The 19,994-nt window shown below is 46.8% G+C and carries 19 protein-coding genes and 1 other annotated feature; of the genes, 10 read left to right on the plus strand and 9 right to left on the minus strand.

Features of this window, described 5'->3' with window-relative positions; all coding sequences use genetic code 11:
* Positions 1-4: 4 nt before the first annotated feature.
* From glf to GY169_RS08495, 6 genes are all read left to right on the plus strand, one after another.
* The gene (gene glf / locus GY169_RS08470; RefSeq protein WP_167575481.1) at positions 5-1,159 is read left to right on the plus strand and encodes a UDP-galactopyranose mutase; all 1,155 of its coding nucleotides are present in this window, start codon (positions 5-7) and stop codon (positions 1,157-1,159) included.
* A complete protein-coding gene (locus GY169_RS08475) occupies positions 1,156-2,043 on the plus strand; it encodes a glycosyltransferase (RefSeq protein WP_167575482.1) in 888 nt (295 codons plus the stop codon). Before glf ends, GY169_RS08475 begins: the two co-directional genes overlap by 4 nt.
* Before the next feature lie 10 nt (positions 2,044-2,053).
* Positions 2,054-3,181, plus strand: coding sequence for a glycosyltransferase family 4 protein (locus tag GY169_RS08480; protein ID WP_167575483.1), 1,128 nt, complete (start codon positions 2,054-2,056; stop codon positions 3,179-3,181).
* Between the two features lie 665 nt (positions 3,182-3,846).
* Positions 3,847-5,562 (plus strand): glycosyltransferase, encoded by a 1,716-nt coding sequence (locus GY169_RS08485; RefSeq protein WP_167575484.1) that lies wholly within the window; start codon positions 3,847-3,849, stop codon positions 5,560-5,562.
* Positions 5,562-6,986 carry a glycosyltransferase gene (locus tag GY169_RS08490; RefSeq protein WP_167575485.1) on the plus strand — a complete coding sequence of 475 codons (1,425 nt, stop codon included), beginning with the start codon at positions 5,562-5,564 and terminating at the stop codon, positions 6,984-6,986. The genes GY169_RS08485 and GY169_RS08490 overlap by 1 nt, the downstream gene beginning before the upstream one ends.
* A gap of 220 nt (positions 6,987-7,206) precedes the next feature.
* Positions 7,207-8,250, plus strand: a complete 1,044-nt coding sequence (locus GY169_RS08495; RefSeq protein ID WP_167575486.1) for an acyltransferase family protein — start codon at positions 7,207-7,209, stop codon at positions 8,248-8,250.
* 311 nt (positions 8,251-8,561) lie between these two features.
* Here the strand turns inward: GY169_RS08495 and hisIE are convergent, their stop codons facing one another.
* The 9 genes from hisIE to hisL form a co-directional block, all read right to left on the minus strand.
* A complete protein-coding gene (hisIE, locus tag GY169_RS08500) occupies positions 8,562-9,161 on the minus strand; it encodes a bifunctional phosphoribosyl-AMP cyclohydrolase/phosphoribosyl-ATP diphosphatase HisIE (protein ID WP_167575487.1) in 600 nt (199 codons plus the stop codon).
* The gene (gene hisF, locus GY169_RS08505; protein ID WP_001575887.1) at positions 9,155-9,931 is read right to left on the minus strand and encodes an imidazole glycerol phosphate synthase subunit HisF; all 777 of its coding nucleotides are present in this window, start codon (positions 9,929-9,931) and stop codon (positions 9,155-9,157) included. Before hisF ends, hisIE begins: the two co-directional genes overlap by 7 nt.
* Positions 9,913-10,650, minus strand: a complete 738-nt coding sequence (hisA, locus tag GY169_RS08510) for a 1-(5-phosphoribosyl)-5-[(5-phosphoribosylamino)methylideneamino]imidazole-4-carboxamide isomerase (protein WP_167575488.1) — start codon at positions 10,648-10,650, stop codon at positions 9,913-9,915. The genes hisF and hisA overlap by 19 nt, the downstream gene beginning before the upstream one ends.
* Entirely contained in the window at positions 10,650-11,240 is a 591-nt protein-coding gene (gene hisH / locus GY169_RS08515) for an imidazole glycerol phosphate synthase subunit HisH (RefSeq protein WP_001575883.1), read from the minus strand. The genes hisA and hisH overlap by 1 nt, the downstream gene beginning before the upstream one ends.
* The gene (hisB, locus tag GY169_RS08520; protein ID WP_167575489.1) at positions 11,240-12,307 is read right to left on the minus strand and encodes a bifunctional histidinol-phosphatase/imidazoleglycerol-phosphate dehydratase HisB; all 1,068 of its coding nucleotides are present in this window, start codon (positions 12,305-12,307) and stop codon (positions 11,240-11,242) included. The genes hisH and hisB overlap by 1 nt, the downstream gene beginning before the upstream one ends.
* On the minus strand, positions 12,304-13,365 hold the full coding sequence (gene hisC / locus GY169_RS08525) for a histidinol-phosphate transaminase (RefSeq protein WP_167575490.1): 1,062 nt from the start codon (positions 13,363-13,365) through the stop codon (positions 12,304-12,306). Before hisC ends, hisB begins: the two co-directional genes overlap by 4 nt.
* Complete coding sequence (hisD, locus tag GY169_RS08530; RefSeq protein WP_167575491.1) at positions 13,362-14,666, minus strand: histidinol dehydrogenase; 1,305 nt, start codon at positions 14,664-14,666, stop codon at positions 13,362-13,364. The genes hisC and hisD overlap by 4 nt, the downstream gene beginning before the upstream one ends.
* 5 nt (positions 14,667-14,671) lie before the next feature.
* Entirely contained in the window at positions 14,672-15,571 is a 900-nt protein-coding gene (gene hisG, locus GY169_RS08535; protein WP_001575878.1) for an ATP phosphoribosyltransferase, read from the minus strand.
* 35 nt (positions 15,572-15,606) lie between these two features.
* Positions 15,607-15,728 (minus strand) — a sequence feature (His leader region).
* Positions 15,704-15,754: a his operon leader peptide gene (gene hisL / locus GY169_RS08540; RefSeq protein ID WP_071594744.1), complete on the minus strand. Its 51-nt coding sequence runs from the start codon at positions 15,752-15,754 to the stop codon at positions 15,704-15,706. (Overlaps the previous feature by 25 nt.)
* Positions 15,755-15,932: 178 nt before the next feature.
* On the opposite strand from hisL, the gene GY169_RS08545 reads away from it, so the two are divergent.
* The 4 genes from GY169_RS08545 (at position 15,933) to tsuB (ending at position 19,944) form a co-directional block, all read left to right on the plus strand.
* Positions 15,933-16,754 carry an SDR family oxidoreductase gene (locus tag GY169_RS08545; protein WP_115203819.1) on the plus strand — a complete coding sequence of 274 codons (822 nt, stop codon included), beginning with the start codon at positions 15,933-15,935 and terminating at the stop codon, positions 16,752-16,754.
* A 347-nt stretch (positions 16,755-17,101) separates the two neighbouring features.
* Entirely contained in the window at positions 17,102-18,460 is a 1,359-nt protein-coding gene (gene plaP / locus GY169_RS08550) for a putrescine/proton symporter PlaP (protein WP_001575875.1), read from the plus strand.
* Positions 18,461-18,651: 191 nt separating this feature from the next.
* Entirely contained in the window at positions 18,652-19,707 is a 1,056-nt protein-coding gene (tsuA, locus tag GY169_RS08555; protein WP_167575492.1) for a thiosulfate utilization transporter TsuA/YeeE, read from the plus strand.
* A 12-nt stretch (positions 19,708-19,719) separates the two neighbouring features.
* Positions 19,720-19,944, plus strand: coding sequence for a thiosulfate utilization sulfurtransferase TsuB/YeeD (gene tsuB, locus GY169_RS08560; protein ID WP_001575873.1), 225 nt, complete (start codon positions 19,720-19,722; stop codon positions 19,942-19,944).
* Positions 19,945-19,994: the final 50 nt, after the last annotated feature.

Genomic DNA, 19,994 nt, shown 5'->3' on the forward strand with positions numbered 1-19,994 from the left:
GCAAATGATGCAAAAGAATATTTTAATTGTTGGTGCGGGTTTCTCTGGGGCAGTTATTGGCCGTATTCTGGCAGAAGCTGGTCATAAAATTAGTATTATTGATGGTCGTTCCCATATCGCAGGAAACTGTTATAGTGAACGCGATAATGAAACTGGTGTCATGGTACATACTTATGGCCCACATATATTCCATACCGATAATGCTGAAGTTTGGGAATATATCTCACAATTTACAGAAATGATGCCTTATACTAATCGGGTAAAAACGACAGTAAATGGCCAAGTGTTTTCTCTGCCAATCAATTTGCACACAATTAATCAGTTTTTCAAAACAACTTGCAATCCTGAAGAAGCTCGCAAGTTGATCGAAGAGAAAAGTGATAAGAGTATTGTTGAGCCAACAACTTTCGAAGAGCAAGCATTACGCTTTGTAGGTCGTGAATTGTATGAGGCTTTCTTTAAAGGTTACACCATTAAGCAATGGGGAATGTCACCTTCAGAGCTTCCAGCATCTATTCTGAAACGCTTACCCGTCCGCTTTAATTATGATGATAACTATTTCAATCATAAATACCAAGGGATGCCGAAGGATGGATATACTGAGATCGTTGAGAAAATTCTCGACCACAGTAATATCACAACTACGTTGAATACTAACTTTGATCATGCGTCGCGTGACGAATACGATCATGTATTCTTTAGCGGCGCACTGGATGGTTTCTATAATTATGAGTTAGGTCGCTTAGGTTATCGTACGTTAGATTTTGATATGTTCCGCGCTGATGGCGATGTGCAAGGATGTGCCGTAATGAATTACGGCGAACAAGCCGTTCCTTACACTCGAATCACTGAACATAAATATTTTGCGCCTTGGGAGCAACATGATAAATCAATTTGTTACCGTGAATTTAGTCGTAAGTGTGAACCAAATGATATCCCTTACTATCCGATTCGCCAGGTAGGCGAGATGGCACTGCTGGACAGTTACCTGGATAAAGCTGAAAAGGAAGATAACATCACCTTTATTGGTCGCTTAGGTACCTATCGCTATCTGGATATGGATGTCACTATTGCAGAGGCATTGAAAACAGCGAGAATTTATCTGAATTCACTCGAGACCAGTACTGTGATGCCTGTGTTTACGGTACAAGTTAGATGAATATATCTTCTCTAATTGTCACCTATAATAGGTTAGATAAATTAAAGAAAACAGTTGAGGCAACCTTAGCGTTGCCTTTTAAATTTGTAGTTATTGTTGACAATGGTTCTACGGATGGAACTGCTGAATGGCTTAATAATATCATTAATGAACGATTGATAGTTTTGTCCAGTACTGTCAATACAGGGGGAGCCGGCGGCTTTAAGTTAGGGGCTGAATGGATTGTCAAAAATTTGGATACGGATTGGGTACTCTTTTACGATGATGATGCTTATCCAAATGATGATTTTTTTTCCAGAATTAAGACTGAAGAATTAAATAATAATACAGTATATGCTTGCAATATTGTAGATACTTCAGGCGTTCGCTGTAAAATGAATATTCCATGGAGAAAACATCCTCACGGATTTAGAGAAAATATAGAGTATCAACTTGACCCAAACCGATATATTCCAGATGCTACTAAAAATGAAAGTGTAGTTAGTGTATCCTTTGTTGGCATGATAATAAGCATAGCTATACTAGCGGACTCAACTAAATATATTTATGATGAGCTTTTCATATATTTTGATGACGTTTATTTCGGCCATCATTTGAGATTAAATAATGTACCGATAATTTTTCTTTCCAAGGTAATCGTGGTTCATGATGTAAATAGTAGAAGCACTCACATACCGCCATGGAAAGTATATTATCTTATAAGGAATATGATTTATTCTAAATCCTTCTTTGGAAATGGCTCACCATTTGATTGGATGTATATAACGCTAAGATTGATAAAATATACTCTATTAGCATTCAGGCATCCTGAAAGTATAAAATATATTAAGAAGATCATCGGTGGAGTTCGTGACGGAATATATAAACATAAAGCGGGAAGGTAATTCTTCTACCATGGAAAAGAAAAAGTTATGTTATTTCATTAATTCTGCATGGTATTTTGAGTTGCATTGGTTGGAACGTGCTAACTCGGCTATTCAGGCTGGATATGAGGTGCTATTAGTCGCTAGATTTGATAATGACGATCTTTTCCAAAGATTAGAAAGTATTGGAATCAAGTGTTATGAAAGTAATATTAATGAGAAAAAAATAAATCCATTTCAGTTCGCTTGTGACTGTTTACGGGCATTTAAACTATTAAACAAACTAAATCCTGACATATTACATTGCATAACTATTAAACCAGGGGTAATAAGTTGTTTATGGTGCAAAATAAGAAAGAAGCGCTTAGTATATAGCTTCGTTGGATTAGGGCGTGTCTTTGAGAATACATCCACAGTATATAGAATCTTACGCTACATAATAATTCATCTATATCGCGTACTGTTTTCTGGAATTAATTGCAAACTTACATTTGAACATAAAGCCGATCAAGATAGAATCTTGAAATTAATAAAAATGGAACCCCATAAGACAGTTATTATTGATGGTGCTGGGATTAACTTAAAACATTTCTCATATCATGAAGAAAGTAACGATTTACCGGTAAAGGTACTATTTGCTAGTCGTATGTTATGGAGCAAGGGGCTGGCAGATTTATTAAAGGTAAAAAAAATACTTGAGTTAAATGGGACCAGTTTTGAGATTCTTGTTGCTGGGATTATTGTGGAGAACGATAGTGATGCTATTAGTTTAGAACAGATTGAATCATGGAGTATTGCAGGAGATATCACTTGGTTAGGCACTCGTAGTGATATTAGTGAGCTTATACGTGCTTCAAATATAGTTGCATTGCCTTCTGTATATGCAGAAGGTATACCGCGCATCCTCCTCGAAGCGGGTTCTGTAGGGCGGGTTGCCATAACTTATAATATTGGTGGATGTAGTAGTTTAATACAAAATGGTGTAAATGGTATTGTTATTGAGAAAAAAAATATTATACAACTGGCTGAAAAACTCCAATGGCTAATAGAGAATCCAAAAGTTAGACAAGAAATGGGATTAAAAGCTAGAGCACTCATTGAATCTAAATATTCCTCAGAAATTGTGATTAAACAAACCCTGCAGCTATATTTGTTTTAAAATATATAATAAATGCAATACTAATATCATTGCTGCTTATTATCGTCTCAATATGACTCTATATCTCCAATTATTATGGATAATTACTTCCATACTTATTGAGTATTCATGCTTGATATGAGGTTTGTTGAGTTTTTTGTAACGGTATGAACAATTGTTCTTTATGAGACCTATAAATTACTGATGCTGACAATAAGATTGCTCGTAAAAAATGAATTTGTTATCTCTCCAATATATCAATTTAGACAAAATTGCACTCTGAAATTATTCTAATGTTTAGAATATATTTTTCCCTGAGTATTGGAATAGCCTTGGTTCCACGCTCTAAATAATATCTTGATAAATAATCCTATGAATGAATAAGGCTATCAAATTTCTATGTTATAAGATAATTACAATGATAAATAACGCTTCACTTGTTAAGCAACTTTTTTCAATAAAAATATAGAGATTCAATTTGGGAACGTAGGTTGCTCATTAGTGGAAACCGTTATAAATGATGAGTAATTATTTTAGAATAAATGTAAATTTAAAGAGTTCTGGTTATCCTCTGTGAAGAGCGTGCTAAAGGTTTATTCTCTGTGTCTGGATTTGGCGCGCTAATGCCACCTAGTGTTTAGGTGGTTTTTTATTAAGTTTTAACCATATTATTGAGAAGGTTAAGTATGTATCACTCTGTATTACAAAGACTTTTTTGGCCTGTTTTTAATAGTCAAGAAGAACGTGATTTATATTTTTCAGGCACAGGTTTTTCCATTCAGGAAAATAAAAAATTATTTGTCTTTAAAGGTGGCTTGGTTAATTTTAATTCATATTTTAATGCATTCCCACTCAAAGTTTTTTTGGAAAAAACTTCTATTGACGATATTGAAGTTAAATTACACTTACTTAAAGGGAAGGGCGTTTTACGCATTTTTGGCCAGAATTTGAATGGGAAAACATTAATACTGGAAAAGATGATAGATGGCGCTTTCTCAGGGGTTAATATACCTTTTGATATTATCTCTAATAAATATGCGACATTATTTGTAGAGTTTATGGCATATGAAGACTCAATAATTTCAGGGGTTGAATATGTAACATATACGGAGAAAAAAAGAGAAATATATCTTGGCATAGTCACCACAACATTTAATCGTCAAGAGCAAGTTCTAAATTTAATAAAAAAATTGTCAGATAATGATGAACTTTTATCTCACACGAAACTATATGTGATCAATAATGGAGAAGACATTCCTTTTTCAGGAAATGATTTTGTCACAGTTGTGAAAAATGAGAACACTGGCGGTAGTGGTGGATTTATGACGGGACTATTGAATAGTCAAGAAAGAAATCATACTCATACAATGTTTATAGATGATGATGCTTTATGTCATCCAGAGTCAATTGTAAAAGCAATATCATTTTTATCATACGCACTTGATCCGAATACTTCTTTGGGTGGAGCTATGCTCTATGAAAAGAAACCATATATACAGTATGAGGCCGGCGCCAAAATACAAGGTTTCAATTTAGTACCAAGAAATATGAATATGGATCTACGTTATGAATCGAATCATTTTTTCAATAACTTTGTCGAATCCGCCGATTATGGGCCTTGGTGGTTCTTTATATTTCCAAATATTCAAGGGTTGAAGTTTTCATTTCCTTTTTTTGTTCGAGGCGATGATGTTACATTCTCTCTTCGAAACAAATTTAAACCAATTATGTTGAATGGTCTTTGTTCATGGCAGGAGTCATTCGATGCAAAAATATCTCCTACGGTTGAATATTTAGCCTTTAGAAGTTTTTTAATGATAAACATTGTATATTCTGAGCGTTTGAGTAGTGCATTTTCATTATTTATAAATATTCATAAACGTATTCTTTTTGAACTACTAGGCTTTAAATATACAATCGCCTCAGCTCTTAATGAGAGCATTAAAGATGTTCTAATAGGCCCTGATTTCTGGAAAAAAAATATCAAAATGGCTACTCGGCTGAAAGAAATTTCAGATAAGGCTGGTAGCATAGAGTCTATTAGTGTTTCTGGTTATGATTTCAGGTCTTCTGGTATTGGATATGGTCTGAAAAAGAAATTTTTAGTGGCATTAACTCTTGGTGGCAACTTGCTTCCACTAGCTGTAAATAAAGGTCGAAAATATATTTATGGAATGACGGCTAATCCATATGCATCCTTAAGAACACAAGAAATAGTTTATTTCTCACCTGAACTCGAAAAAGGATTTTTAGTGAGAAGAAATAGACCTTTATTCTGGAAGCTTTTTTTAAAATCTATTTATCTTTCAGCCAAAATTACATTCAAGAGAAAAAAACTCCGCAAATTGTATCTTTCTTCTTTAACAACGTTTGAGTCAAAAGATTTCTGGGAAGGTAAGTAATGAATATTCTTTATATCAACTGGGTTCCTAGCCGCTTCTTCCATACTAAAGGTGGTGGTGTTAGTATATATCAAAAGAATCTAATTGACTCCTCGATTAATAAAGGACATAAAGTTACTTACCTCACGGCAGGGTATATTTATTCGCCTATATCACCCGGTGTGAAAATAAGGCATGTGAAATCTCCTTTATTTGAAAAGTTGGACGAGTATGAGATTATTAACTCCGAAGTCATGGCGCCAAGTTTTTATTCTTTTGATGAGGTAAATAAATATTTTTCGGAAAATAAATCGCGTGATGTATTTTTTGATTTCTTAAGAAAAAAAGGTGGATTTGATGTTATCCACTTTAATAACATGGAGGGATTCCCAGCTACTTGGCTAGATGCTAAGCATGATTGGCCAAATACCAAATTCGTTCTTAGTTTGCACAATTATTTCCCTTTTTGCGCTCAGGTTAATCTTTGGCATAAAGATAGAGAGAATTGTATTGATTTTGCTGATGGGAAAAAATGTTTAGATTGTAATATTTTTAAGGTTAACACATCTGTCATTAAAATTGAGATTATGATAGAAGATCTTCTCGGAGATAGGCCTATAACCCATAAATTGAAGCGTTTAATTTATCCTACCAAAAAAATAATGCACAAAATTATTTCTAGAAATGATATTTCTAGAAATGAGGATGTTTTATTACCGGATCATAGAATTAGACGAGAGAAGTTTGTTCATTATATCAATAATAGTTTTGATTCTGTCTTAGCAGTTTCTGAGAGAGTTAAGCAGATTGCTGTTAATATGGGGGTTAATAGCGATATTTGCCAGGTTTCTTATATCGGGACGAAGCATGCTGATAAAATGAATGATAACTATAAAGTATGCCAAAAAAACAAAGACCATTTGACTATCGCTTATTTAGGATATATGCGCTTTGATAAAGGTTTTTATTTTTTGTTAGATACATTAGAAAAAATGCCTCAAAGCTTAGCCAAAAATATTTCCTTTATCTTGGCTGCTCCGATTACTGATCCGCAGTCCTATGACAGGCTAATGAATATGAAGTCCAAATTCTATTCAATTGTCATCTATGACGGATATTCTCAGTCAGACATATCAGAAATTTTGCGGCCAGTTGATCTGGGATTAGTTCCTGTTATGTGGGAGGATAATTTACCACAAATTACTTACGAATTTGTGTCGAATGGAGTTCCTGTTCTTGCTAGCAATTTAGGTGGGGCTTCTGAGCTGAGTTCTTCTAATGATTTTATGTTCAAAGCTGGTGATTCGGATTCATTTATCAATAAAATAGAAGCACTCTTAAACTCTGATGTATCTTTACAGGATTATTGGAAGCATTTTCACCGTGATAGAGTTAAAACGATGGATGCACATGTTAATGAGCTAATTTCTAATTACTATAGTTAATTTTGATTATGCACTGTCTGCTCTGGTAGTTTATTATATAATTCTGAGAAAATAATTTACAATGATGTTTCTATTGATTTAACTTTAAACCAATATTAGCCAGTTTGGATGGCGTTTTATTATTTAATGATTTATAACTTGTGATTCCCTTGTTGTGAGGGACTTGATTTTTTCATATTAAATTGAAGAATAAATTTCTGGATGACTAACGGAATTCTCAATGAAAAAAAATAATAAGATACAAAACATAGAAGCTTTGCGTGGTTCTGCAATTGTTTTGGTAATAATCGCTCATTCTTTTTTTATTTCCCCTCTTTTTGAGTTGCAGCACTTTTTTGACTTTGGTCGAGGTGTTGACGTTTTCTTCATAATATCTGGCTTTTTGATGGGGAGTACTTATTTATCAAAAGTAGATTTACATCATTTTGATCTATTAAAAGCATACAACTTCTACGCCAGACGATTTCTGCGTTTATTCCCAGCGATGCTTTTTTGGAGTGCTGTAATATTAATTATGTCCAAATATTGGATCAATATAGGTATTTTCCAAAATATATCTGATGTTTTTAGATTTGTTTCATCAAATTTAGTATTTATGGGTAATTTCTTTAATAACAACCACCAGAATGCTCTTGGGTATTGGTGGTCCCTTGGTCTCGAAGGTCAGTTTTACTTGGCCCTTCCTATTATTATTTATTTGTCAGGGCCTTGGTTCTGGAAAATTGTTGTTAGTATATGTTTGATATTGTCGTTGTCGGCCATATGGACATTTGATTATTTTTGGATGTTTAGAATTCATGGGCTGTTTATAGGATTGGTTATGTGGAGAATTAGCCAGGAAAATGTATTCTTACTTATTAAGGATAAGATTGGATTACTTTCATCTTTGCATTTTAATATCATTGCTCTTTTCTTGATTTTTTCTGGAATCTTAATCCCAACATCAATAACATCGGCTCAACCTTTTGTAAGCCTTGTCGTAAGTATTATCTTTGGCATGGTGCTGCTATTGGCATTGTGTAATGAAAATAAGTTGTTTGGGGCCTTGAATTTTGTCTTTGTCTTCTTCGGGAAGATATCATACTCACTGTACTTATCTCATCTTCTGATATTTCATGTAGGGTTATATATTATAAATAGATATGGTTTAGTCTGGATGGAAAACCATAAAGTGAGTTTGTTGTTTATATCCATCGCAGTGGCATATCTAAGTTATAAATTTATTGAGAATCTTATCAATAAAGAAAACTATATTATTCGGTAACCCTTTTTATTTTTTTGTGTGATGCTTGAGCGTTACTTCCAAAATTTAAAAAGAACAACTCACACAACTTTTTTGTGTTTTCTTATAGGTTGTGTTTTGCTGTCAACTTTTACCGTATTGTCGGTATTCTGATTCTTACGTCTGAGTAACTGAAAGGGTAGATTGAATTACTATATAAGTTGTTAGAAAAAGCTAATGCAACAGTTATTCCAAGGGTATTATAAAACCCACCTATCTTCGATAGTGGGTTTTATAAATATAAAAAAATAATTATTTATTGAGTGGTTATTTCATCTTTGCTTCGCTTTAATTTACTTATGCCGTTCCCGCAAATTCTCAATCACCGCCGTCAAATCCAGCTCCTGATCCTGCAACAGCACCAGCAGGTGATACATCAAATCCGACGCCTCATTTTTCAGCTCAAACTTATCGTGCACCGTGGCGGCCAGCGCGGTTTCCACGCCTTCTTCGCCTACTTTCTGCGCGATACGCTTGGTGCCGCTGGCATACAGCTTAGCGGTGTACGAACTTGCCGGGTCGGCGCTTTTACGCTCAGCCAGCAGCTGCTCAAGCTGATACAGGAACAGCCACTGGTGGCTGGTGTCGCCAAAGCAGCTTGAGGTGCCTTTATGGCAAGTCGGGCCAATCGGATTGACCAGAATCAATAGGGTGTCGTTGTCGCAGTCGGGCGCGATGCTTACCACATTGAGGAAGTGGCCTGAGGTTTCACCCTTGGTCCACAGGCGCTGTTTGGTGCGCGAGAAAAAGGTCACTTTGCCCGTTTCCTGCGTTTTGGCCAGCGCTTCCTCGTTCATATAGCCCAGCATCAGCACTTCACCGGATACCGCGTGTTGGATAATGGCGGGCATCAGTCCGTCGGTTTTTTGCCAGTCCAGTTGTTCAGTTAACATACCCGAATCTCCACGCCCTGTGTTGCCAGGTACGCTTTTAGTTCACCAATATTAATAATCTGTTTGTGGAATACCGAGGCTGCCAGCGCGCCGTCAACATCGGCATCACGGAACGCTTCGAGGAAGTGTTCCATGGTCCCCGCACCGCCAGAGGCGATCAGCGGTACGCGGCAAACATCGCGCACTTTTTTCAACTGCTCCAGGTCGTAGCCGTTACGCACGCCGTCCTGGTTCATCATATTGAGGACGATCTCGCCCGCGCCGCGTTTCTGCACTTCCTGCACCCAGTCCAGCGTTTCCCATTGGGTTACGCGGGTGCGGCTTTCATCGCCGGTGTATTGATTGACGTGATATTTGCCGGTGTCTGCATCATACCAGGTATCAATCCCCACCACGATGCACTGCACGCCGAAGCGGTCCGCCAGACGGGTGATCAGCTCCGGGTCGGCTAACGCCGGGGAGTTGATGGAAATTTTATCGGCGCCGAAGGAGAGAATGCGCGCCGCATCGTCAATGGACTTAATGCCGCCCGCCACGCAGAACGGAATATCAATCACTTCGGCAACACGGGAAACCCAGCTTTTATCAACCACGCGGCCATCGCTGGAGGCGGTGATATCGTAGAACACCAGTTCATCCGCGCCTTCGTCAGCGTAGCGTTTGGCCAGCGGGACGATATCGCCGATGATCTCGTGATTGCGGAACTGCACGCCCTTAACAACCTGACCATCACGCACATCAAGACAAGGAATTATCCGTTTTGCCAGCATTGGATGGCCTCCGTTACGTTGAATTTACCTTCCAGCAGCGCGCGGCCGACAATCACGCCGCGCACGCCGGTGCCGCGTAGGGCGGCGATATCGTTAAGATCGCCAATGCCGCCGGAGGACTGGAACGCCACCTGCGGATAGCGGGCGCAGACCTCTTCATACAGCGAAACGTTGGAACCTGCCAGCGTGCCGTCGCGGGAAATATCGGTGCACAGCACGTGCTGAAGCCCCACGGGCAGATAGGTCTCAACCAGCTCTTCCAGCGTGACGCCGGAATTCTCCTGCCAGCCGCTCACCGCCACCTGTTTGGCGCCGCTATCGTCGATGCGCACGTCCAGCGCCAGCACCAGGTGCTCAGCGCCAAAGCGCTGGAACCAGCATTTCACCACTTCCGGCGATTTCACCGCCGTTGAGCCGACCACCACGCGCGCCACACCCGCGTCCAGCAGTGCCGCGACGTCATCTTCGGTGCGCACGCCGCCGCCAACCTGTACCGGCACGTTCACGCCGGCAACCAGGGTTTTCAGCAGCGGAATCTGGCGCTGTGCCGGGTCTTTCGCACCGGTTAAATCAACCAGGTGCAGCACTTCGGCACCCTGAGCCGCGTAGTCCTGTAAACGGGGAAGCGGATCGGTGCCGTAGTCGCGCTGCTGTCCGTAATCACCCTGATGCAGGCGTACCACGGTGCCGTTAATCAAATCTAAAGCCGGAATGATCATTACATCTCCAGGAAGTTTTTCAGCAGCTGTGCGCCCGCCGCGCCGGAGCGTTCGGGGTGAAACTGCACGCCGTAAAAGTTATCTTTCTGTACTGCGGCGGTAAACGCTTCACCGTAGTGGCATTGCGCGATGGTGTATTCATTGACCGGCATCGCGTAGCTGTGAACGAAGTAAAAATACGCGCCGTCCTCAATACCGCGGAACAGACGGTCGCCCGCCTTTGGATAAACGCGGTTCCAGCCCATGTGTGGCAGCGGCAAGCCGTGGTCGGTCATTTTCGGCACGTCCTGGTCAATAATTCCCAGCAGGTCGACGCCGTTTGTTTCTTCACTGCGGCGTCCCAACAGCTGCATGCCGAGGCAAATGCCCAGCACCGGCTGGGTGCAGGCTTTAATCAGCTCGACCAGGTCGCGTTCGTGAATCTGATCCATCGCCGCCTGCGCGGTGCCCACGCCGGGCAGGAACAGTTTGTCAGCGCGCAGCACCACATCCGGGTCACGGCTGACCACCGGCTCGTAGCCGTGACGGGCAATCGCCGCTTTCACCGAATTGAGGTTGGCGCAGCCGGTATCAAGGACAACCACATTCATCACAGCACTCCTTTTGAGGAGGGAAGGGCATTGCCGTCCACTCGGATCGCCTGGCGCAGCGTGCGGCCAAAGACTTTAAACAGGCTCTCCACACGGTGGTGATCGTTTTTGCCTTTGGTTTTCAGGTGCAGGGTGACGCCCATGGCATACGAGAGCGAGCGGAAGAAGTGCTCGATCATCTCGGTGCTCAGGTCGCCTACGCGCTGATAGGTAAACTCGGCTTTGTACTCGAGGTGCGGACGGCCGGAAATATCCAGCGCACAGCGGGCCAGGCATTCGTCCATCGGCAGCACGAAGCCGAAACGGTTAATGCCGCGCTTATCGCCCAGCGCGACTTTCAGCGCTTCGCCCAGCGCCAGGCCGGTATCTTCCACCGTGTGGTGATCGTCAATATAGAGGTCGCCTTTCACGGTAATGTTCATACGGAAACCGCCGTGGGTGGCGATCTGGTCCAGCATGTGGTCGAAGAAACCAACGCCGGTGTTAATTTTGCTGCCGCCTTCGCGATCCAGCCACACTTCGACATCAATCTGCGTTTCGCGGGTGTTGCGCTCAATGTGGGCGTAGCGGTCGCGGCGGGTCAACTGCTCGCCAATCGCCGCCCAGTTAAGCGTTTCGCGGTTGTAGCGCAGGCCGGTGATGCCCATATTGTTGGCCAGTTCGACGTCGGTGGCGCGGTCGCCAATCACGTAGCTGTTGGCAGCGTCCATCACGCCGTCCGCCAGCCAGGCGGTAACCATCTGCGTTTTCGGCTTGCGGCATTCGCAGTTGTCGGCCGGCAGGTGCGGGCAGATCAGCACATCGTCAAACACCACGCCCTGCGAGGTAAAGACCTGCATCATCAGGTTGTGCGGGCCGTCGAAATCCGCCTGCGGGAAGCTGTCGGTGCCCAGCCCGTCCTGGTTGGTGATCATCACCAGCTTAAAACCCGCTTTTTGCAGCTTCAGCAGTTCGGGAATGGCGTCCGGCTCGAAGGCCAGTTTATCGAAACGGTCTACCTGATAGTCGCTCGGCGGTTCGGAAATCAGGGTGCCATCGCGATCGATAAAGAGAAACTTCTGGGTCATACGGTCTCCGCTTTCAAAGCGTCAATCACGCGCTGGCTCTCTTCGCGAGTGCCGATAGTGATGCGCAAACAGCCGCTTAAAGAAGGTTGTTTATTCTGGTCACGTAAGATAATGCCTTGATCCCATAAAGATTTAAATACGCTGCTTGAGGCTTTAATACGAGCCAGTACGTAGTTGGTCTCGGAATCAAATACCTGCTCGACGCAGTCGATGGTGCGCAGCGCATCCACCAGGTACTGACGTTCATTCAGGATTTGCGCGACGCGTTCGCGCATGGCGGCGATTCCTTGCGCGCTAAGCGCCTGGGCTGCAATATCGGCAACCGGGGTCGAGAGCGGGTACGGCGCAATCACCTTCATTAATAGCGCGATCACCTCTTCATTTGCCAGCGTAAAGCCGCAGCGCAGCCCCGCTAGCGCAAAGGCTTTGGACAGCGTGCGCAGAATTACCAGATGCGGGTACTCGGCCAGCCAGCCGGCCAGCGTGGCCTGCGGGCAGAACTCAATATAGGCCTCATCGGCGACAACCAGCGCTTTGTCACGGGTCATCTCCAGCAGCGTACGGAAATCCTGTGGGTTGATAATCTGCCCGGTTGGGTTGTTCGGACTGCATACGTAAACCACTTTCACGTTGGCCAGACTGTCGGCAATCGCCGGCAGATCCAGCTGCCAGTCGGCTTTGGTCGGCACGGTGCGGCATTCGACGCCGATGGTCTCAGCGCTGACGCTGTACATGCCGTAGGTCGGCGGGCAGAACAGCACCGCATCGCGGCCCGGTTCGCAAAACGCGCGTACCAGCAGTTCAATGCCTTCATCCGCGCCGCGGCTAACCAGCACCTGCTCCGGCTTGACGCCCGCATAGGCAGCGTAATTTTCAATCACCGCTTTGGGCTGGCATTCCGGGTAGCGGTTCAGCGTTTGCTGGCTGAGTTCGAACGGCACCGCCGTCGGATATTCGTTGGCGTTCAGCCAGACGTCGCCTTTACCGCCAAGGCGGCGCGCCGACTGATACGGGGTCAGGGCGCGAACGTTGTCGCGGGCTAACTGTTCAATGCTCATGCTTGCTCCTTCAGGGCGTTCACGCGCAGGGTAACGGCATTTTTATGGGCGGTCAGCAGCTCGGCGGCGGCCAGCGTTTCAATGGTGGCGGCAATGGCCGAGAACCCGTCACGGGATAATTCCTGAACGGTCATCCGTTTCTGGAAATCCGCCAGTCCCAGGCTGGAACAGGTGGATGTGTAACCGTAGGTCGGCAGCACGTGGTTGGTGCCGGAGGCGTAGTCGCCAGCCGATTCCGGCGACCAGTCGCCAAGGAATACCGAACCGGCGCTGGTGATTTCATCAACCAGTTCACGCGCGTTGCGGGTCTGAATAATCAGGTGTTCTGGGCCGTAGGCGTTGGAGATCGCCACGCACTGCGCCAGATCGTTGGCCACAATCAGGCGGCTGGCAGAGAGGGCCTGACGCGCGGTATCGGCGCGGGAAAGCTCGGCAAGCTGGCGTTCTACGGCCTCGGCCACGCCTTCGGCAAGTTTCGCGTCCGGCGTCAGCAGAATCACCTGTGAGTCCGGGCCGTGCTCGGCCTGAGAGAGCAGGTCGGAGGCGACAAAGTCCGGCGTGGCGCCGCTGTCGGCGATGACCAGTACTTCAGACGGGCCTGCTGGCATGTCGATGGCCGCGCCGTCGAGACGCTGGCTGACCTGGCGTTTCGCTTCGGTGACGTACGCATTGCCTGGCCCGAAGATTTTATCCACCTTCGGAATAGACTCGGTGCCCAGCGCCAGCGCGGCAATGGCCTGTGCGCCGCCGACGTTAAATACCTCTTTGACGCCGCACAGCTGCGCCGCATACAGAATCTCATCGGCAATCGGCGGCGGCGAGCACAGCACCACTTTTTTACAGCCGGCGATGCGCGCCGGAGTGGCCAGCATTAATACGGTGGAGAACAGCGGCGCTGAACCACCCGGAATATAAAGCCCCACGGAGGCGATAGGGCGGGTGACCTGCTGGCAGCGCACGCCCGGTTGAGTTTCGATATCCACCGGCGGCAGAATCTGCGCGGTGTGGAAGGTATCGATGTTGCGCACCGCAGCCTGCATCGCCTGCTTCAGTTCGTCGCTCAGACGGCCTGCGGCCTGCTGAATTTCTTCCTCAGTCACGCGCAGCGCGCCAACCTCGGTTTTATCAAACTTCGCGCTGTATTCACGCAGCGCTTTATCGCCGTTATTTTTAACGTTTTCCAGAATTTCGGCCACCGTACGGGTGATGCTGTCGGAAGCGGAAATGGCCGGGCGCATTAACAGCGCCTGCTGTTCTTCGGGGCTACAGCGGTTCCAGTCAATCAGGGTATTGAAGCTCATGGCGGTTACTCCATCATCTTCTCAATCGGCAGTACCAGAATCGAGCTGGCACCCAGGGACTTCAGTTTTTCCATGGTTTCCCAGAACAGGGTTTCGCTGCTGACCATGTGCATCGCCACGCGCTGCTGGTCGCCTGCCAGCGGCAGAATGGTTGGGCGCTCGGCGCCAGGCAGCAGGGCAATCACTTCTTCCAGGCGTTCGGTTGGCGCGTGCATCATGATGTATTTCGATTCGCGCGCCTGAATCACGCCCTGAATACGGGTTAACAGACGGTCAATCAACTGCTGCTTGGCGTCGCTCATCTCGCCGTCGCGTTGAATCAGGCAGGCTTTAGAGCGGAACATCACTTCTACTTCACGCAGGCCGTTGGCTTCCAGCGTCGCGCCGGTTGATACCAGGTCGCAGATGGCGTCGGCCAGACCGGCACGCGGGGCCACTTCAACAGAGCCGTTCAGCAGGCAGGATTTAAAGCTGATGCCTTTCTGGTCGAGATAACGTTTGAGCAGGTGCGGGTAAGAGGTGGCAATACGTTTGCCGTCGAGCGCAGCCGGGCCGTTCCAGGCTTCATCCGCCGGGGTCGCCAGCGACAGACGGCAGCCGCCGAAGTCCAGACGACGCAGGGTAAAGTAGCGCGGGTCTTCGCCTTGAGCGCGGCGGCTCAGCAGCTCTTCTTCCAGCACGTTTTCACCGATAATGCCGAGATCGACCACGCCATCCATAATCAGCCCCGGAATATCGTCATCGCGAACGCGCAGGATATCGATCGGCATGTTCTCCGCCATCGCGATCAGGCGCTGGGTGTGGAGATTGATTTTGATACCACAACGGGCCAGTAATTCGCGTGAATCATCGCTCAGGCGGCCTGATTTCTGAATAGCTATGCGTAAACGGCTGTTATCTAACATTCTGTATTCCTCATTACCCTGCTGAATTTGGTTCAAAAAAAAAGCCCCCGGAAGATGATCTTCCGGGGGCTCTCTTGCGTTCATGCACCACTGGAAGATCTGAATGTCTCCCAGCACACATCGCCTGAAAGACTAGTCAGGATGATGGTGATGATGGTGGTGTTTAAATTGAACGCGGCTCATAAATTTCTCGTTGAATGACTATTCACTTGATGTCTTTTAACCTAAACCACTTTTGTCGTTGAGCGCAAGTGCTTTTTTCATTCATTAAATCAATTCATGTTACCACTATAAATTGTCAGTTTTCTCGCTGTGGCGTAGCCTTATGAGAGGAGTGCAGGATGAACCAGGAGATAGCGCAATGAAGAAGGTGGCAATTGTCGGTTTAGGGTGGCTGGGTATGCCGCTGGCGCTGTCGTTGATGGCGCGCGGCTGGCAGGTAACGGGCAGTAAAACGACAGAGGATGGCGTGGAAGCCGCACGGATGTGCGGGATTGATAGCTATCCGTTGCGGCTCGATCCGCAGCTGGTCTGTGAGGCTGATGACCTTGATGCCTTAATGAATGTTGACGCGCTGGTCATTACGCTCCCCGCGCGCCGCAGCGGCCCGGGCGAAGATTTCTATCATCAGGCGGTGCAGGAGATTGTGGACTCCGCGCTGGCGCACCAGATTCCGCGCATTATCTTTACCAGCTCCACTTCGGTCTACGGTAAAGAAGAAGGGCTGGTAAAAGAGAGCACGCCGCGTGAACCGGTTACCGCTAGCGGCAGGGTATTAAAAGAGCTGGAAGACTGGCTTCATCAATTGCCGGGGACGTCGGTGGATATTCTGCGTCTGGCGGGGCTGGTGGGGCCGGATCGGCATCCGGGACGTTTCTTCGCAGGTAAATCCGCGCCGGATGGTCAGCACGGCGTGAATCTCGTCCATCTGGAAGATGTTGTTTCTGCTATTACGCTTTTATTACAGGCGCCGAAGGGTGGACACATTTATAACATTTGTGCGCCGTTGCATCCCGCTCGCGGTATTTTCTATCCGCAAATGGCGCGCGAGCTGGGGTTAGCGGTTCCGAGCTTTAGCGACAGCGGTAATGGAAAAGGCAAAATCATCGACGGTAATCTCATTTGCCGCGAGCTCGGCTTTGAGTATCAGTATCCTGACCCGTTACGTATGCCGATGGAATAATCGCCTCTGTTTTAGCAAATAGTGCTATTGATGAGATTTATGATTCGGGAGTTGCTGAATTATCAGTCGTTTAGACGAGAAGACGTGCTGATTATGCTCTCAGCGGCTTGTCTTTTTGCTACCGTTTGGGGCAAAATATGTCGAATGTAAAAAATTGAGATTAACCGACGTGCTTGCCGCGTCGGTTATTTTTTTTACATCAAAACAACCATCAAATTAAAGAGGCCGGGCTTCGTACCGGATAGATACTTACTTAAAAAACGACAGTCGTTGTCGCTGAGGAAACAGAAAAAAAATGGGGCAATTTTTCAATTTTGCGCCGGCCATCGCCGTAATGGAGACTGACCGTGTCGCATAACGTTACTCCAAACACCTCTCGCGTGGAATTACGTAAAACGCTTACGCTTATTCCGGTTGTTATGATGGGCCTGGCCTATATGCAGCCGATGACGCTGTTTGATACGTTCGGTATCGTATCTGGCATGACCGATGGTCACGTGCCAACAGCTTATGCCTTCGCTCTGGTGGCGATTCTGTTCACCGCGCTGAGCTACGGTAAGCTGGTGCGCCGTTATCCTTCGGCGGGCTCTGCCTACACTTATGCCCAGAAATCCATTAGCCCGACCGTTGGCTTTATGGTGGGTTGGTCTTCGCTGCTCGACTATCTGTTCGCGCCGATGATCAACATTCTGCTGGCAAAAATCTATTTCGAAGCGCTGGTGCCGTCGATACCGTCATGGGTATTCGTGATTGCACTGGTTGCCTTTATGACCGCCTTTAACCTGCGCAGCATCAAATCTGTCGCCAACTTTAACACCGTGATCGTGGTGTTCCAGGTGGTACTGATTGCCGTGATCCTGGGTATGGTGATTTATGGCGTGGCGCACGGCGAAGGTGCCGGTACGCTGGCAAGCAACCGTCCGTTCTGGTCGGGTGATGCGCACGTGATCCCTATGATTACCGGGGCCACGATTCTGTGCTTCTCCTTTACCGGTTTTGACGGTATCAGCAACCTGTCCGAAGAAACCAAAGACGCTGAGCGTGTGATTCCGCGTGCTATCTTCCTGACGGCGCTGATTGGTGGCCTGATCTTTATCTTCTCCACCTATTTCCTGCAGCTCTACTTCCCGGATATCTCTCGCTTCAAAGATCCGGACGCCTCACAGCCTGAAATCATGCTGTACGTGGCGGGTAAAGCCTTCCAGGTTGGCGCGCTGATCTTCTCCACCATTACCGTGCTGGCTTCCGGTATGGCGGCGCATGCGGGTGTGGCGCGTCTGATGTACGTGATGGGTCGTGATGGCGTGTTCCCGAAAAGCTTCTTCGGCTATGTGCATCCAACCTGGCGCACCCCGGCGATGAACATCATCCTGGTTGGCGCGATTGCGCTGCTGGCGATTAACTTCGACCTGGTGATGGCAACGGCGCTGATTAACTTTGGTGCGCTGGTGGCGTTCACCTTCGTGAACCTGTCCGTTATCTCTCAGTTCTGGATCCGTGAGAAGCGTAATAAGACGCTGAAAGATCACTTCCAGTACCTGTTCCTGCCAATCTGCGGCGCGCTGACCGTTGGCGCACTGTGGGTGAACCTGGAAGAGAGCTCTATGGTTCTGGGCCTGATCTGGGCCGGTATCGGTCTGATCTACCTGGCCTGTGTGACCAAAAGCTTCCGCAACCCGGTTCCGCAGTACGAAGATGTTGCATAACTGAATTTAAAAACGATGGTTGCAAAACCGGAGGTCTGGGCCTCCGGTTTTTTTTTGTCTTACGTTTGTGGAGTGATTAAAAAATCAATATTAATAACCGTCGGGAATAATATAGAGCTTTTGGTTATTGGAGCCGTCCGGCGGGGTCAGGAATAATTTTAAGACTGATAATATTGAGTTAATTGATTCTTATGTTGCACATGATAATAAGTGGCATGATTTGCGGGGCTTTACTGGGATTCGTTATGCAGCGCGGTCGTTTCTGCCTGACGGGTGGCTTTCGCGATATGTATATCACCAAAAATAACCGCATGTTTTACGCACTGTTGATTGCTATCTGTATCCAGAGTATCGGCGTGTTCGCGCTGATCCAGCTTGGCCTGGTGCAGTACGACGCGGGCGCATTCCCGTGGCTCGGCACCGTGGTGGGCGGATTTGTTTTTGGTATCGGTATCGTTTATGCGGGAGGCTGCGCCACCGGCACCTGGTATCGTGCCGGGGAAGGGCTGATTGGCAGTTGGATTGCACTGGTCACCTATATGGTGATGAGCGCGATTATGCGTTCACCGCACGCGGCTGGGCTCAACCAATTCCTCGGTCAACACACGACAGCCCACAACGGCATTGCCGAAACCCTGAATATCTCCGTCTGGCCGATTATTGCGCTGCTAGTGGTGGTGACGCTGTGGTTTGTGCGCAAAGAGCTGCGCAAACCAAAGCTCAAGGTTGCCTCTCTGCCGCCGCGCCGCACTGGCCTGGCGCATCTGCTGTTTGAAAAGCGTTGGCATCCGTTTGTGACCGCGGTGCTGATAGGCCTTATCGCCCTGCTGGCCTGGCCGCTGAGTGAGGCCACCGGACGTATGTTTGGCCTTGGCATTACCTCGCCGACCGCCAATATCCTGCAGTTCCTGGTGGGGGGTGACAGCAAGTACCTCAACTGGGGCGTCTTCCTGGTGCTGGGGATCTTTATTGGCTCGTTTATCGCCGCGAAAGCTAGCCGCGAATTCCGCGTCCGCGCTGCCGATGCCAGCACCACGCTGCGTAGCGCCAGCGGCGGCGTGCTGATGGGCTTCGGTGCCAGCATTGCCGGCGGCTGCTCGATCGGCAACGGCCTGGTGATGACGGCGATGATGACCTGGCAGGGCTGGATTGGCCTGGTATTTATGATTCTCGGCGTGTGGTGCGCGTCGTGGATGTTGTATGTTCGCCCGCAGCGGAAAGCAAAACTGAAAACCGCGACGGCTTAAGGAGTAGAAAAAATGGTTGTGAAGAAACTGGACGTAGTCACGCAGGTTTGCCCGTTCCCGTTAATTGAAGCGAAGGCGGCGATGGCGGAACTGGCCAGCGGCGACCAGCTGGTGATTGAGTTCGACTGTACTCAGGCGACGGAAGCCATCCCGCAGTGGGCGGCGGAAGAGGGCTTTACGGTCACGGACTATCAGCAGTCTGGCGATGCGGCGTGGACCATCACCGTACAGAAATAATGCCCCAGGCATCAAGCGACGCCGGGAAGATTTTCCGGCGTCGCTGCGTT

Origin of the sequence: Kluyvera genomosp. 3, from assembly GCF_011765685.1 — a bacterium.
Classification (GTDB): Bacteria; Pseudomonadota; Gammaproteobacteria; order Enterobacterales; family Enterobacteriaceae; genus Kluyvera; species Kluyvera georgiana_A.

What these genes read in the sequence shown, in the direction of transcription:
- glf (WP_167575481.1), top strand. Translation starts at nt 5, where the DNA reads ATGATGCAAAAGAATATTTTAATTGTTGGTGCGGGTTTCTCTGGGGCA.
- GY169_RS08475 (WP_167575482.1), top strand. Translation starts at nt 1,156, where the DNA reads ATGAATATATCTTCTCTAATTGTCACCTATAATAGGTTAGATAAATTA.
- GY169_RS08480 (WP_167575483.1), top strand. Translation starts at nt 2,054, where the DNA reads ATGGAAAAGAAAAAGTTATGTTATTTCATTAATTCTGCATGGTATTTT.
- GY169_RS08485 (WP_167575484.1), top strand. Translation starts at nt 3,847, where the DNA reads ATGTATCACTCTGTATTACAAAGACTTTTTTGGCCTGTTTTTAATAGT.
- GY169_RS08490 (WP_167575485.1), top strand. Translation starts at nt 5,562, where the DNA reads ATGAATATTCTTTATATCAACTGGGTTCCTAGCCGCTTCTTCCATACT.
- GY169_RS08495 (WP_167575486.1), top strand. Translation starts at nt 7,207, where the DNA reads ATGAAAAAAAATAATAAGATACAAAACATAGAAGCTTTGCGTGGTTCT.
- hisIE (WP_167575487.1), bottom strand. Translation starts at nt 9,161, where the DNA reads ATGTTAACTGAACAACTGGACTGGCAAAAAACCGACGGACTGATGCCC.
- hisF (WP_001575887.1), bottom strand. Translation starts at nt 9,931, where the DNA reads ATGCTGGCAAAACGGATAATTCCTTGTCTTGATGTGCGTGATGGTCAG.
- hisA (WP_167575488.1), bottom strand. Translation starts at nt 10,650, where the DNA reads ATGATCATTCCGGCTTTAGATTTGATTAACGGCACCGTGGTACGCCTG.
- hisH (WP_001575883.1), bottom strand. Translation starts at nt 11,240, where the DNA reads ATGAATGTGGTTGTCCTTGATACCGGCTGCGCCAACCTCAATTCGGTG.
- hisB (WP_167575489.1), bottom strand. Translation starts at nt 12,307, where the DNA reads ATGACCCAGAAGTTTCTCTTTATCGATCGCGATGGCACCCTGATTTCC.
- hisC (WP_167575490.1), bottom strand. Translation starts at nt 13,365, where the DNA reads ATGAGCATTGAACAGTTAGCCCGCGACAACGTTCGCGCCCTGACCCCG.
- hisD (WP_167575491.1), bottom strand. Translation starts at nt 14,666, where the DNA reads ATGAGCTTCAATACCCTGATTGACTGGAACCGCTGTAGCCCCGAAGAA.
- hisG (WP_001575878.1), bottom strand. Translation starts at nt 15,571, where the DNA reads ATGTTAGATAACAGCCGTTTACGCATAGCTATTCAGAAATCAGGCCGC.
- GY169_RS08545 (WP_115203819.1), top strand. Translation starts at nt 15,933, where the DNA reads ATGAAGAAGGTGGCAATTGTCGGTTTAGGGTGGCTGGGTATGCCGCTG.
- tsuA (WP_167575492.1), top strand. Translation starts at nt 18,652, where the DNA reads ATGTTGCACATGATAATAAGTGGCATGATTTGCGGGGCTTTACTGGGA.
- tsuB (WP_001575873.1), top strand. Translation starts at nt 19,720, where the DNA reads ATGGTTGTGAAGAAACTGGACGTAGTCACGCAGGTTTGCCCGTTCCCG.